Genomic DNA, 13,710 nt, shown 5'->3' on the forward strand with positions numbered 1-13,710 from the left:
CCGGGTCAATAATCCGGGCGCAATTATGCTGGGTATCAGGGTGGATCAGCGGCGGATGTCGATCCAGACCAACCCGTGGCGACTGCCTTTGCCGCGTATGACGCCAGACGCGGCCACCTGAAGCTCTGCCGACGGCAGCGCATAATCGACCCGCATCGGGCCGGTGCTTTCCCAGGTGACAGTGTGCTGCAGGCCGTTCTCGTCGGCGGGAAGCGTGTCCCGTAGGCGCGGATCGGTCAGGAGGCGGGACAGGGCGTCCTTGTGCCCCTCGCCGCGCGCCGGGTCGTTGTTGGCATCGCCCAGCAGAACAAAGGGCGGGGTGAGACGGGCGCCCAAGGTGCCATCCAGAAGGTGCAGCCAGATCAGAAGCTCATCGGCGTTGCGTCGGCCGTTGCGGTCCTCTGGTCCATCAAAGACCGGTGGTGCGGCGTGAAAGCTCATGACCCAGAGAGGCATGTCATCAGGCAGCATGACAGGCACGGCCCAGTGGTTTGTTGATGAAAGGCGCAACATTTTTGCCGTTTCCGCATCAGGGTAGGGCAGCCCGTCTTTGGTCACCGGCATGCGATGATCGGGCACCTCGTGCCACAGCAGCCCTGTGAGGTCGATCGCGTGTTCGGTCGTGATCGGGTATTTCGACAGCAGCGCGATGCCGCTTTGCCCGGTGAAGCGTCCCCAGCCCCAGGCATCTTCCGGCTCTCCCAGGCGACCATCACCGTCTAGGTCGTGGTCAGAGGCGATCCCTGCATTGGGTTTTGGTGCAAAGCGATATGGGTAGTGCTGGCCAGCCGCGGCCAGCCGGAGTTGCAGGGCCGCAAGCGCCGCGGTGTCATAATCCCAGTCGATGCTCTGCAGGGCCAGTATGTCGGCGTCTGCCCTGCGGATCGTGTCGATGACCGCATCAATCTGTGCATTGTCGCGTTGCAGATCCCGCAGCAGCAGCCCCGGCCCCTTGCGGCTCAGGTCTGTATTGAAGGTGGCAAGGCGGATGGTCTCGGCGGTGAGAGCTCCGGGTAGACCCGAGAGCAGAAGCAGCAGCAAGAGGGCTGCCGACCATCTCATACGGCTTGTAGATTCTTGTCGTGATCAAAGGATCTGCGCTTCTGCTCGATCAGATCTGCCACGCGCAGGCGGGCCATGCCGCGCGTTATCATGCTGGCCGGGATCATGGCCCAGCCGGTCACGCACCAGATCAGCAGCTGCGGATTACCAAGGAGGGCGGGGTCAAACACGCTTGCCCCCATCTGAATGAGCGCCGGAAGCAGGAAGGGCAGGAGCACCCCACCTATGATGTGTAGCTTTGCATCACGTTGCAATCGCGTGACCACATCGCCGCCGGTGGTCGGGTCAAACAGCGGCAGATTGACCCAAACGTTAAAGGCGCCGCTGGACAGTGGCCAGTTCAGCAAGCGGATCACGATCGCGAAATAGGCAACGCAAAGCAGAGAGATCAGATGCGCAAGCCCAGCCGCGGCCCGCACCAGATCTACCGTATATTGCGGCACATCAGAGGGCATCATCAGCCGGGTCAGCTGCACAGGCGAATAGGCGAAATCCAGAGCGTCGCCGACCGTGAATGCAAGCTTGTGTACCAGCGCGCTAAAGCCGGTAGGCTGGAACGGATGGCCAGCCAGAATGCTCAACAGGATCATGCAGAGCGCTGCGAAGACAAAGCGGCTGCGGTTCAGTGGAGGCGCATCGCGGAACTCTACAATGCTGGGGCTGTGTGAAGAGTACTCGGCAAAAATCAGGCCACCAGCCAGCAGGGCCATGAACGCCACGATTTCCGGAGATTGCGTCGCTGTGACCGGCAACAGCAATGACGGCAACGCCACGAGAAGCGCCACCAATAATCCGCGAATTGCCGCGCTTGTCATGCGTGCAAGCACTGTTCGTTCCCTTCACCCTGGGGTCTTCCGGTTTTTTGGTGGAATGACCCGGTATGAAGCACCCCAGAATCTGCCAGGTTGCTCTGCCTCATTTTTGCCCCAATCCTGCACGGCGTCGCCTGTTTTCTCAAGCGCAGGGTTAAGGAAATGCATCAAATTTGAATGACCAGCACTCAAGTGGTGCTGACATGCATCAATCTTAATTCGTCAAATCATCGACTTATCGGCGCGCAGGGGGCGGGAGCCTGCTCGCATGGAGCGTAAAAAATGCGCAAGGTCGCGTGTTAGGCAATTGGGCGGAAATGTGCACCGGGTCTCTGCGGCGCGCTCATGAAAGTCAAAAAAGGCCGCCCGAAGGCGACCTTTGAACATGTTGAGGCTGGTCCGGCGATCAGACCCAGGGACGTTCCTGCGCAGCCTTGGCCTCGAAAGACTGGATCGAATCCGCCTTTTCCAGCGTGAGGCCGATGTCGTCGAGACCGTTCAGCAGGCAATGCTTGCGGAAGGGGTCGACGTCGAACTTGATCACGTCGCCATCGGAGGTGGTGATCTCCTGCGCTTCGAGGTCGACGGTCATGCGGGCGTTTTCGCCGCGCTCAGAGTCCGACATCAGCAGATCGACCTGCTCCTGCGGCAGCACGATGGGCAGCATGCCGTTCTTGAAGCAGTTGTTGAAGAAGATGTCGGCAAAGGAGGTGGAGACCACCACCTTGATGCCGAAATCTGCCAGTGCCCACGGCGCGTGCTCGCGCGAGGAGCCGCAACCGAAGTTGTCGCCTGCCACCAGGATCGAGGTTTCGCGGTACTTGGGCAGGTTCAGTACGAACTCTGGGTTTTCGTTGCCCTGACGGTCGTAGCGCATCTCGTCAAAGGCGTGCACGCCAAGGCCGGAGCGTTTGATGGTCTTCAGGAACTGCTTGGGGATGATCATATCGGTGTCGATGTTGACCAGCGGCATCGGCGCCGCAATCCCGGTGAAGGTTTCGAACTTGTTCATGTGTGTTGTCCTTCAGAGCTCGCGGATGTCGGTCAGCTTGCCGGTGACAGCAGCGGCTGCGGCCATGGCAGGGGACACCAGATGGGTGCGGCCCTTGTAGCCCTGACGGCCCTCGAAGTTGCGGTTGGATGTGGAGGCGCAGCGTTCGCCTTCGCTCAGCTGGTCCGGGTTCATCGCCAGGCACATGGAGCAGCCTGCCAGACGCCACTCAAAGCCGGCTTCGGTAAAGATCTCGGCAAGGCCTTCTTCCTCGGCCTGGGCGCGGACGAGACCGGAGCCCGGAACCACCATGGCACGCATGCCGTCCTTGACTTTCTTGCCCTTCAGCACATCGGCCGCGGCACGGAGATCCTCGATGCGGCCATTGGTGCAGGAGCCGATGAAGACCGTGTCGATCTCGATATCGGTCAGCTTCATGCCCGGGGTCAGACCCATGTAGTCCAGCGCGCGTTTTGCGGCCTCGACCTTGCCACCGGCAAAATCTTCGGGTGCGGGCACATTTGCGGTGATCGGCAGCGCATCCTCGGGCGAGGTGCCCCAGGTGACGGTTGGCGCGATGTCTTCGCCGCGGATGGTCAGCACCTTGTCGAAATGGGCGTCATCGTCGGAATAGAGCGTCTTCCACCAGGCGAGAGCGGCTTCCCACTGGGCGCCTTTGGGAGCGTGTGGGCGGCCCTTGACGTAGTTGAACGTGGTCTCGTCCGGGGCGATCAGACCGGCGCGTGCGCCGCCCTCGATGGCCATGTTGCAGATGGTCATCCGGCCTTCCATCGACAGTTCGCGGATCGCGTCACCACAATATTCGATCACATAGCCAGTGCCGCCACCGGTGCCGGTCTCGCCGATGATGGTCAGAACGATGTCCTTGGCGGTCACGCCGGGGCTGAGGGTGCCGGTGATCTCGACCTTCATGTTCTTGGATTTCTTCTGGATCAGCGTCTGGGTGGCCAGCACGTGCTCCACCTCAGAGGTGCCGATGCCATGCGCCAGCGCGCCGAATGCGCCATGGGTCGCGGTGTGGCTGTCGCCGCAGACCACGGTCATGCCCGGAAGAGTCCAGCCCTGCTCAGGGCCGACGATATGCACGATGCCCTGACGGATGTCGCTGACCGGGTAGTAATGCACGCCGAATTCGCGGGCGTTGGTGTCCAGTGCCGCGACCTGGATGCGGCTGTCTTCGGGCATCTGATCGGGATTGTCGCGCCCGGCGGTGGTGGGGACGTTGTGGTCCGGCACCGCGATGGTCTTGTCTGGCGCGTGCACCTTGCGGCCGGCCAGGCGCAGACCCTCAAAGGCCTGTGGGCTGGTCACTTCGTGCACCAGATGGCGGTCGATATAGAGCAGGCTGGTGCCGTCCTCGGCTTCATGCGCCACATGCGCATCCCAGATCTTGTCATAGAGTGTTTTGGGGGACATGAGGTCCTCTCCCGTATGTTCGGTAAATGTGCTGGCGTAACTGGTCTGGCAACGCAGCCTTATAGGCGCGCGAGAACCGTGCGGGCGGCACCGAAGAACCGTTCGCGCAAGCGCGCGCGGTCCTGAAGGGCAATTGTCTGAGCCAATACGTGAGTCATGGTGAGTTGAATATAGACGCACCTTCCGACAATCAAGATTCGTTCGCATGCACGCGGGACGTGGCGGGGTGCTTTTCCTTGCATCAAGCCGCGCGCGCGGGACATGCTGGCCGGGAAGGAGGGTCGGAATGGACCAAGACGTACTGCCCGAGGCGATTCAAGGCACGCTGCAATATCTGATCGCGCAGGCGCAGGCATACTGGGAATTGGCGGTGACCCCGGGGTGGCGCCAGAATCAGGTGCTGATTGTTCTGGGGCTCATTGTTGCCGCGATGCTGCTGCGTGGCGTGACCCATGCCCGTTGGGAAAGCTGGGCGCGGTCACGGGAAGGCTGGCCGAAGTGGCGTTTGCGGCTTCTGGTTCAGGTTCTGCGGCGATTGTCGTTGATCTATTTCACGGTCATGTCCTGGGGTGTCTACACCGTGATGCGAGAGGTAACCTGGCCATCGCGCAGTTACCTGATCGGAGCCGCGGCGAAACTTGCGGCCGCCTGGTTGGTCATCGCCTTGGTCTCGCGTTTTATTGCCAACCCAACCTTGCGCAGGCTCGCCACCTGGCTGCTTTGGATCTACGCAACTTTGGCTGTCTTCAATCTTGTGGACGACGCGGCGCAGGTGCTCGATTCCATCGCGTTCGAGCTGGGCTCCGTGCATCTGTCGCTGCTTGTTGTGCTGAAAGCGATCGTGTTGGCGACTGTGATGCTGATGATGGCGCGCATGGGCTCTGGTTTGGCGGAGCGAGGGTTGCGCGGCAATGATGACATCTCTCCGTCGATGCAGGTTCTGGCAGGGAAGGCCGTGCAGGTCCTGCTGTACGGGGTCGCCTTTGTCATCGTGATCCGCTCCATCGGTTTTGACCTGACGGGGCTTGCGGTTCTGTCCGGTGCGGTTGGTGTCGGCATTGGCTTTGGCCTGCAGAAAGTGGTCTCCAACCTCGTGTCCGGGATCATCATCCTGATGGATCGCTCCATCAAGCCGGGCGATGTGATCTCGCTGGGGGAAACCTTCGGTTGGATCAACTCGTTGGGCGCTCGTTACGTGTCGGTCGTGACCCGCGATGGCAAGGAATACCTGATTCCTAACGAGGATCTGATTACTTCGCAGGTGGTGAACTGGTCACATTCAAACCGCTTCGTGCGGCTCGATATCAATTTCGGCACCAGCTATGACGATGATCCGCATTTGGTCCGCAAGGTGGCCATTGCTGCCACAATGACCGTTGACCGGGTGCTGGCACGCGACGGGATGAAGCCTGTGTGCCATATCGTCGGCTTCGGCGACAGCAGCGTGGATTATGTCCTGCGGTTCTGGATTACCGATCCGACAGGGGGGCTGACCAACATTCGTGGCAATGTGTTTCTGGCGCTCTGGGATGCATTCAAGGCCGAAGACATTTCGATCCCCTTCCCGCAGCGCGAACTGCGTCTGCTCAATGATCGTTTGCCGGTGCAAATGGACGAAGCCCCCCCCGAAGACATGGGCGCGACGGGCGCAGAGTCACGGTCGCGCGGCGATGCGGCGAAGCTTGATTGAAAAGCCGCTGCACAGTTGCTACATTTAAGGGGACCCCAGCGCCGGGGGTCTGTCGGCGCGCAGCAAGGAGGACAATGTCCTGGCACCCCAACCTCAGGCGGCAGTTGCCGCCCCGTCCGGAGCAGCCGTGATGGCCGCGTCCGCACCGCAATATTCCAGCGAAGATCTGCTGGAACGCATCCTTTCCTCGCTTGATGAAGACAAGGCCGAAGATGTCACGAAGATTGATCTTCGCGGCAAGACGTCAATTGGCGACTATATGATCGTGGCCTCTGGCCGATCAACGCGTCAGGTCGCCTCCATGTCGGCAAAGCTGGCAGACAAGCTGAAGCATGAATTCGGCATTGGCTGCAAGGTCGAGGGCAAGGATACAGGTGACTGGGTTCTGATCGATACCGGTGATGTGATCGTGCATATCTTCCGTCCGGAAGTGCGCGAGTTCTACCAGATCGAGAAGATGTGGCTGCCCGCAGGTGCAGTCGCCAGTTAAGACGGTCGACACCGAGGCCCGTTGCGGGTCGGGCATTGCCTGATCCCTATCGGGCTTTTGGTTGCCGGTTTTGCCGCAACTGCCCCTGTTCGCGGGGCAGGTCGGGCAAAGCCCGGTATTCCGATAGCCTAAAGCCCCGGCATCCTGCCTTTCCAGTTTTCCAACGTCAGGACATATCTGCATGCGCGTGCACATCTGCGCGGTCGGGCGTTTGCGCGCTGGGCCGGAAAAGACGCTGATCGAAGACTACCTGCAGCGCTTTGACCGCAGCGGGCGGGCATTGGGCCTTGGCCCTGCGCGGGTGATCGAGGTCGAGGACAAGAAGAACGCCGGCATGAGCGCCGAGGCGGACCTGCTGCGCAAGGCGCTGCCCAAGGGGGCGCTGATCTGCACGCTGGACGAGCGCGGCAAGGTGATCTCCTCGCCTGATTTTGCCGACCGACTGGCGGGCTGGCGCGACATGGGACGGCAGGATCTGGCGCTGATCATTGGCGGTGCGGACGGCATCGACCCCAGTCTGCGGGCAGAGGCGGATTTTGCGCTGTCCTTCGGCAAGATGGTCTGGCCGCATATGATGGTGCGGCTGATGCTGGCCGAACAGATCTATCGCGCGGCCACCATTCTCTCCGGAAGCCCGTATCACCGGGTCTAAACCGCTGGAACCTGACCGCTTCTGTTCAAGGCAGATCGAATACCACTGCCTCCGCGGCCCAACCATCCAGATTGCAGCGAGCCTGGATCTGCACCTGCTTGGTGCCGTCCGGAAGGGCGACGCCGCTCAGGGCGCGGGTGAAGGGCTGCTCATCAACATGTGGATGCGCCAGGACCCGAAGACCCAGCTCGTTGCCGTCCATGTCCAGCACCCGCCAGCCATCGGCATAATGGTCCCAGCCGCTGTCGGGATGCGACAGGGTGACGGAGAAGCTCCAGCTGCCACCGTTCTGGCGGGCGGTAACGTCTTCGATGACGGGGTCATCTGCGAATGCAGCCTGCGGCAGGACCAGGCACAACAGCGGGATCAGGGCATATCTCAACATGCGGCAACCTTAGCCGGAGTTTCCGGTGGCCGTCGTCACAATTTGGTGGGGGCGACGGTCTTGGGCTCTGACTGCATCAGGATGCGTCGAGAGCGCGAGATGAACTCCCGCCGGTAGAGCACGCCGAGCGTGACGATGGTGGCGATTATGAGCGCCTCTGCTCCAACCAGCCAGGCCAGGGCAGCCAGCGAGAAATACGTCGCGCGCAATCCGCGATTGAAGCTGCGCGCGGCGGTAATATTGATCTCGGCAGCCTGCCGCGAGCGCGGATAGGCACGCGGGTCGCTTGCTTCGTTTGGCACCGCTGCCATCAAGACGGAGCAATAGCCAAACAGGCGGTGTGACCAGACAAAGGCGAGGAAGGCATTTGTCAGGCTGGCCAGCACCAGAATGATCTTGATCTCCCAGACAAACACCGGCGTTTGCTCCAGCGCCAGATCTTGCGCCACGCCCGCGAGCTGTTCGGTGTTGCCAATCAACGCAAGCCCGGCGCCAAGAGCCAGCATCGTCGCGGAGGCAAAGAATGCGGTGGCCTGTCTCAGCGACGAAATCACCTGAGAATCAAATATCCGTGGCGAGCGGGTGACCATCTCTTTCATCCACTCTCGTCGGAAGTCCGCCATGAGAGCAGAGACAGATGGCCGCTTGGGATTGGGGTTTTCGATCCGCCAGCCAATCCAGAACCAACCTGCCGCAAAACAGGTCAGGGCTATGAAATCCCACGTTGAAAACAACTCGAGGCGGTCTAACCATATCATGCTGAGACCCTAGCCCAGTCAGTTCGTCCTTGCCAGCGGTCAAGAATTGGTAATATTATATTACCAAAGAGGAGAGCCCGCATGGAGATGCCATCCCCCAATGTCGCCATCCTGGCCCGCAAGGACGAGCTGTTGCGCCAGTTGCAGCGCGTGCTGCCCGCCGATGCCATCATCTCGGATGTGGCGGAGACCCGTGCGTATGAGTGTGACGCGCTGACGGCCTACAAATGCCCGCCGATGCTGGCGGTTTTGCCGCGCTCCACACAAGAGGTCGCGGAAGTCTTGCGCATCTGTCACGCGATGGGGGTGCCGGTGGTGCCGCGCGGCGCGGGCACGTCGCTGGCCGGTGGCGCGCTGCCAACGGCCGATTGCGTGATCCTCGGGGTGGCCCGGATGAACGAGGTGCTGGAGACCGACTACGACAACCGCATCATCCGGGTGCAGAGCGGCCGGACCAACCTCAGCGTCTCCGGCGCGGTGGAGGAGGAGGATTTCTTCTATGCGCCTGACCCCTCGTCGCAGTTGGCCTGTGCGATCGCTGGCAATATCGCCATGAACTCCGGCGGGGCGCATTGTCTGAAATATGGCGTCACCACCAACAACCTGCTGGGCGTCACACTGGTGATGATGGACGGCACCGTGGTGGAGATCGGCGGTGCGCATCTGGATGCGGGCGGGCTGGATCTTCTTGGCGTGATCTGCGGCAGCGAGGGACAGTTGGGTGTGGTGACCGAGGCCACCCTGCGCATCCTGCGCAAACCCGAAGGCGCGCGCCCCGTTCTGATTGCCTTTGACAGCAACGAGGTGGCGGGCGCATGTGTCTCCGACATCATCAAGGCAGGTGTCCTGCCCGTCGCCATTGAGTTCATGGACCGCCCCTGCATTGAGGCCTGCGAGGCCTTTGCCAAGGCGGGCTATCCCATGTGCGAGGCGCTTTTGATCGTGGAGGTCGAAGGCTCCGAGGCCGAGATTACCCATCAGCTGGGATTGATCACCGAGATTGCCCGGCGCCACAATCCGGTGGAGCTGCGCGAGGCAGGTGATGCCGATGAGGCCGCGCGGATCTGGCTGGGGCGCAAATCCGCCTTTGGCGCCATGGGACAGATCAACGACTACATGTGCCTCGACGGGACGATCCCGGTGTCTGCCCTGCCGCAGGTCTTGCGCCGTATCGAGGAGATGAGCGCAGAATTTGGCCTGAAAGTTGCGAACGTCTTTCATGCGGGGGATGGCAATATGCACCCGCTCATCCTGTTTGACGCCAACAAACCCGGCGATCTGGAGCTGTGCGAGGCGCTTGGGGCCGAGATCCTGAAGCTCTGCGTCGAGGTGGGCGGATGCCTGACCGGCGAACATGGCGTGGGCATCGAGAAACGCGACCTGATGCTGCATCAGTATGAGGCCGCGGACATCGAGGCGCAGCTTTGGGTCAAGGACGTGTTCGATCCCAAGTGGCTGCTCAACCCGGCGAAGGTTTTTCCTCTGTCGAGCACAGAGAGCCGCCGCACCGTTTGTCTTGCCGCAGAGTGACACGCCATGGGGGCTTTGCCCCCAGACCCCAAGGATATTTGGAAGAAGATGAAATGATGACACCGCAAAGTGAGGCTGAACTGGCCGACATCATTGCCGGGGCAAATGGGCCTCTTTGCATCGAGGGCGGCGGTACGCGGGGTATTGAGGTGCCCGGTGAGCGGCTGAGGACGGGTGGTCTGTCGGGCGTGACCCTTTATGAGCCGGGGGCGCTGACGCTGGTGGTACAGGCGGGCACGCCGGTGGCCGAGATTGAGGCGCTGCTGGCGACGGAAAACCAGCGTCTGGCGTTCGAGCCTGTGGATTTTCGGAGCTCGCTGGGGACTGGAGGGGAGCCGACAATAGGTGGCGTTGTTGCCACCAATGCCTCCGGCCCGCGGCGCATCCAGGGGGGCGCGGCGCGGGACTTTCTGCTTGGCGTGCGGTTTGTCAATGGGCGCGGAGAGGTGCTGCGCAATGGTGGCAGGGTGATGAAAAATGTCACCGGCTATGATCTGGTCAAGCTGATGGCGGGATCACATGGCACACTTGGGGTGTTGACGGAGGTCGCCCTCAAGGTGCTGCCACGTTCTGAGACCGAGGCCACTCTGGCGGTTGAAGAGATTGATCTTGCCGCCGGGATTGCCTGTTTGTCGGCGGCTCTGGGCTCGCCGTTCGATGTGACCGGGGCCGCATATGACCCGAATGCGCAACGGGCCTATGTGCGGCTCGAGGGGTTTGAGGCTTCTGTGGCCTATCGCGCCAAGGCATTGCGAGAGCAGCTTGGGCGCTATGGCGCGGTGACAGAGGTGTCTGGCTCGGGTGAACTGTGGCGCGGTCTCCGCGATCTGCATGATTTTGCGGGGCTGGAGGGCGACATCTGGCGGGTGTCTGTCAAACCCACGGATGCGGTTGAGTTGATCCCGACATTGGGGGCAACGAGGTGTCTCTGTGATTGGGGGGGCGGTCTGGTCTGGGCGTTGATGCCCGAAGGCGTGGACTTGCGGCAGCGCATGACGGTGCCCGGTCATGCAACATTGATCCGATCCGTCGCGGGCACATCGGTGCCGCGCCACCATCCGGAGTCCGCACCACTGGCGGCGATCTCCGCGGGATTGCGTCGGCAATTTGATCCGCGACACATTTTGAATACAGGATTGATGGGGTAGCGATGGATGTGATCTTTATCTTTGTGGCGGGGGTTCCCGTCTTTGTGGTGCTGTCGGTTATTCCGGTGGCGAGATTGGGCGTGGTCGCGAGCCTCATTGTCGGGGCCGGGATCATTGTCTATAGCTTTGGCCTAGAGCCGATCACGGGCAGCGATCCGGCGGGGAACGCGATGTCCAATGGCTACCGGGGGATATTGCATATCTCGGCAGCCGGTGGGGCAGGGGTAGCCGTGCTCTATCATCTGACCCGCATGTATATCCCGAGCTTTCCCGAGCCAGCGCTCAATATCCTCCGGTACATTGTGTTCCTGCTGCTGAGCTTGCCCGGCGGGATGATGGGAGCTTGGATCGTGGCAGAGGTGTTGGTGTAGGACAATGCAGACCAATTTTACCAATGAACAACTTCAGAACCCCGGAACGCAGCGCGCGAATGAGAGCCTGCGCTCCTGCGTGCATTGCGGTTTCTGCACCGCCACCTGTCCGACCTATCAGGTGCTGGGGGATGAGTTGGACAGTCCGCGCGGGCGCATTTACCTGATCAAGGACATGCTGGAAAACGAGCGGGTGCCGGACGAAAAGACGGTCAAGCATATCGACCGCTGCCTGTCTTGCCTGGCCTGCATGACCACCTGTCCGTCGGGTGTGCACTACATGCATCTGGTGGATCATGCGCGCGCGTATATCGACAAACACTACAAGCGACCTTTCAGTGACCGTGCGCTGCGCTGGGTACTCGCGCGCATCCTGCCTTATCCGGGGCGCTTCCGGCTGGCCTTGCTGGGGGCGAAACTGGCGCGCCCCTTCAAGGGGCTCATGCCGGATGCCCGTCTGCGGGCGATGCTGGAGATGGCGCCAAAAGTGATCCCGCCGGTCAGTCGCAACGATGATCCGCAGAGCTTTGCCGCCGAAGGCAAGCCGATAAAGCGCGTGGCGCTGATGACGGGCTGCGCGCAAAAGGCGCTCAACACCGATATCAACGACGCCACCATCCGCCTGCTGCGCCGATTGGGCTGTGAGGTGGTGGTGGCAGAAGGCGCGGGCTGTTGCGGCGCGCTCACCCATCACATGGGGCGCGAGGAGGAAAGCCACGCGACGGCGGCAAAGAACATTCACGCCTGGATGGCGGAGAAAACGGGCAAGGGGCTGGATGCGATCGTCATCAACACCTCCGGCTGCGGCACCACGGTGAAGGACTACGGTCATATGTTCCGCAACGATGCGCTGGCGGCGGACGCCGCGACCGTCTCGGATCTTGCGATGGATATCTCAGAACTTCTGATGCAGCTCGACCTGCCGGAAGGCGCGGACCAAGAGCTCACGGTCGCCTATCACGCGGCCTGTTCGCTGCAACACGGCCAGCAGATCAAGACCCACCCAAAAACCTTGCTGAAGCGTGCCGGTTTTACGGTGGTCGAACCCGCCGACAGCCATCTGTGCTGTGGCTCCGCCGGCATCTACAACCTGCTGCAACCCGAAATCTCGGCCCAGTTGAAGGCCCGCAAGGTGCGCACGCTTGAGGCCAAATCGCCCGATCTCATCGCGGCGGGCAACATCGGCTGCATGATGCAGATCGGCTCCGGCACCTCACTGCCAATCGTGCATACGGTGGAGCTTTTGGACTGGGCGACCGGTGGCCCGAAACCGCCGGCGCTGCAGGCGGATCGCAGCGCGCCTTCGGTTCCGATCTTGCGCTGAGCTGCCGCAACCGGCATCACAAAGGGGCGCATGGAATCGCCGCCGCGCGCCCAAATTTTGCCCCAGGTGCTGGCTACTCTGCTGCATGTGGGATGTGGAGTGTGCCTGTGCTGCCTTTCAAGCAATTGATTACAAGCGCTTTGTTTTGCGCGATGTCCGGCCTTGCGCAAGCCGGACCGGATCTGCGCGCCGATGACAGCCGTCTCAAAAGCCTGGAGACCACAGATGCGGGCCGCGACTGGGAGGCGGTCGGACGGCTGGATCGCCGTGGCGAGGGGTTTTGCACCGGGGCGTTGATCGCGCCCGATCTGGTGCTGACGGCGGCGCATTGTCTCTATGATCGCGACACGTTGGAGCAGATCGACGCGACTTCGATCGAGTTTCTGGCCGGCTGGCGCAACGGGCGGGCCTCGGCCTATCGCTCCGTCAAACGGGCGGTGCTGCATCCTTCCTACGTTTACGATGGCACGCTTTCCGCGACGCGGGTGCGCAACGATATCGCCTTGCTGCAACTGCAGCGTCCGATCCGCAACACCACTGTGACCCCGTTTGAAACCGATGTGCGCCCCCGCAAGGGCGCGCGGGTCGGGGTCGTGTCTTACGCGCAGGACCGATCCGAAGCGCCGTCGTTGCAGGAGGTCTGCACCGTGATGGCGCGGCAGGACGGGGTGCTGGTGATGTCCTGCGATGTGGATTTCGGCTCTTCCGGCGCGCCCGTTTTCTCTTTCGATGGCGAGCGGCCGCGCATTGTTTCCGTGGTGTCGGCCAAGGCGAGGGTGGAGGGCAATCCGGTCTCGCTCGGCGCGTCACTGGCCGATGAACTGGCACTGCTGGAAGCCCAGCTGACTGGCACCCATGTTGGCAGCCAATTGCCGCAAGGGGTCAGCCGGGTGCAGGTGGGTGAACCCCGCCGCCGTGACATGGGCGCAAAATTCATCTCAAACTGAGGGGGCAGCCTCTTGAAACTGCGGAGCCCCTTCATAAATCGGAGGGTGTCCGGGGCGCCACTGTTTGGGCCCCGGCGCAGAACCGCCCGTCCCATGTTGGGAGGGCTTCATAG

14 protein-coding genes are annotated in these 13,710 nt (G+C 61.7%); 8 read left to right on the forward strand and 6 right to left on the reverse strand.

Annotated features, from left to right (window positions below; genetic code table 11):
- Positions 1–45 precede the first annotated feature (45 nt).
- The 4 genes from CLV89_RS00090 to leuC all read right to left on the reverse strand — a co-directional run bounded on the left by CLV89_RS00090 (position 46) and on the right by leuC (position 4,302).
- A complete protein-coding gene (locus tag CLV89_RS00090; RefSeq protein ID WP_106161323.1) occupies positions 46–1,062 on the reverse strand; it encodes an endonuclease/exonuclease/phosphatase family protein in 1,017 nt (338 codons plus the stop codon).
- Complete coding sequence (locus CLV89_RS00095) at positions 1,059–1,889, reverse strand: hypothetical protein (protein ID WP_106161325.1); 831 nt, start codon at positions 1,887–1,889, stop codon at positions 1,059–1,061. Before CLV89_RS00095 ends, CLV89_RS00090 begins: the two co-directional genes overlap by 4 nt.
- Positions 1,890–2,280: 391 nt before the next feature.
- Complete coding sequence (gene leuD, locus CLV89_RS00100; RefSeq protein ID WP_106161327.1) at positions 2,281–2,886, reverse strand: 3-isopropylmalate dehydratase small subunit; 606 nt, start codon at positions 2,884–2,886, stop codon at positions 2,281–2,283.
- 12 nt (positions 2,887–2,898) lie between these two features.
- Positions 2,899–4,302: a 3-isopropylmalate dehydratase large subunit gene (leuC, locus tag CLV89_RS00105; protein ID WP_106161329.1), complete on the reverse strand. Its 1,404-nt coding sequence runs from the start codon at positions 4,300–4,302 to the stop codon at positions 2,899–2,901.
- 286 nt (positions 4,303–4,588) lie between these two features.
- Between leuC and CLV89_RS00115 the strand changes: the two genes are divergently transcribed.
- From CLV89_RS00115 to rlmH, 3 genes are all read left to right on the forward strand, one after another.
- Complete coding sequence (locus CLV89_RS00115) at positions 4,589–5,992, forward strand: mechanosensitive ion channel family protein (protein ID WP_106161331.1); 1,404 nt, start codon at positions 4,589–4,591, stop codon at positions 5,990–5,992.
- A 130-nt stretch (positions 5,993–6,122) separates the two neighbouring features.
- Positions 6,123–6,482: a ribosome silencing factor gene (gene rsfS / locus CLV89_RS00120; RefSeq protein ID WP_106161333.1), complete on the forward strand. Its 360-nt coding sequence runs from the start codon at positions 6,123–6,125 to the stop codon at positions 6,480–6,482.
- A gap of 181 nt (positions 6,483–6,663) precedes the next feature.
- On the forward strand, positions 6,664–7,134 hold the full coding sequence (gene rlmH / locus CLV89_RS00125; RefSeq protein WP_106161335.1) for a 23S rRNA (pseudouridine(1915)-N(3))-methyltransferase RlmH: 471 nt from the start codon (positions 6,664–6,666) through the stop codon (positions 7,132–7,134).
- Positions 7,135–7,159: 25 nt separating this feature from the next.
- Here the strand turns inward: rlmH and CLV89_RS00130 are convergent, their stop codons facing one another.
- Positions 7,160–7,519 carry a hypothetical protein gene (locus CLV89_RS00130; protein WP_106161337.1) on the reverse strand — a complete coding sequence of 120 codons (360 nt, stop codon included), beginning with the start codon at positions 7,517–7,519 and terminating at the stop codon, positions 7,160–7,162.
- Positions 7,520–7,554: 35 nt separating this feature from the next.
- Positions 7,555–8,277, reverse strand: coding sequence for a DUF599 domain-containing protein (locus CLV89_RS00135; RefSeq protein WP_106161339.1), 723 nt, complete (start codon positions 8,275–8,277; stop codon positions 7,555–7,557).
- An 81-nt stretch (positions 8,278–8,358) separates the two neighbouring features.
- Here CLV89_RS00135 and CLV89_RS00140 point away from each other — a divergent pair, with 81 nt between their 5' ends.
- From CLV89_RS00140 to CLV89_RS00160, 5 genes are all read left to right on the forward strand, one after another.
- Complete coding sequence (locus CLV89_RS00140; RefSeq protein ID WP_106161341.1) at positions 8,359–9,807, forward strand: FAD-linked oxidase C-terminal domain-containing protein; 1,449 nt, start codon at positions 8,359–8,361, stop codon at positions 9,805–9,807.
- Between the two features lie 56 nt (positions 9,808–9,863).
- A complete protein-coding gene (locus CLV89_RS00145; protein ID WP_207796873.1) occupies positions 9,864–10,955 on the forward strand; it encodes an FAD-binding protein in 1,092 nt (363 codons plus the stop codon).
- A 2-nt stretch (positions 10,956–10,957) separates the two neighbouring features.
- Positions 10,958–11,326 carry a hypothetical protein gene (locus CLV89_RS00150; RefSeq protein ID WP_106161345.1) on the forward strand — a complete coding sequence of 123 codons (369 nt, stop codon included), beginning with the start codon at positions 10,958–10,960 and terminating at the stop codon, positions 11,324–11,326.
- A 4-nt stretch (positions 11,327–11,330) separates the two neighbouring features.
- The gene (gene glcF, locus CLV89_RS00155) at positions 11,331–12,650 is read left to right on the forward strand and encodes a glycolate oxidase subunit GlcF (RefSeq protein WP_106161347.1); all 1,320 of its coding nucleotides are present in this window, start codon (positions 11,331–11,333) and stop codon (positions 12,648–12,650) included.
- A gap of 152 nt (positions 12,651–12,802) precedes the next feature.
- Positions 12,803–13,597, forward strand: coding sequence for a trypsin-like serine peptidase (locus CLV89_RS00160; RefSeq protein WP_165798068.1), 795 nt, complete (start codon positions 12,803–12,805; stop codon positions 13,595–13,597).
- The last annotated feature ends 113 nt before the right edge of the window (positions 13,598–13,710 follow it).

Origin of the sequence: Tritonibacter scottomollicae, from assembly GCF_003003215.1 — a bacterium.
In the GTDB taxonomy this organism is placed as follows: Bacteria; Pseudomonadota; Alphaproteobacteria; order Rhodobacterales; family Rhodobacteraceae; genus Epibacterium; species Epibacterium scottomollicae.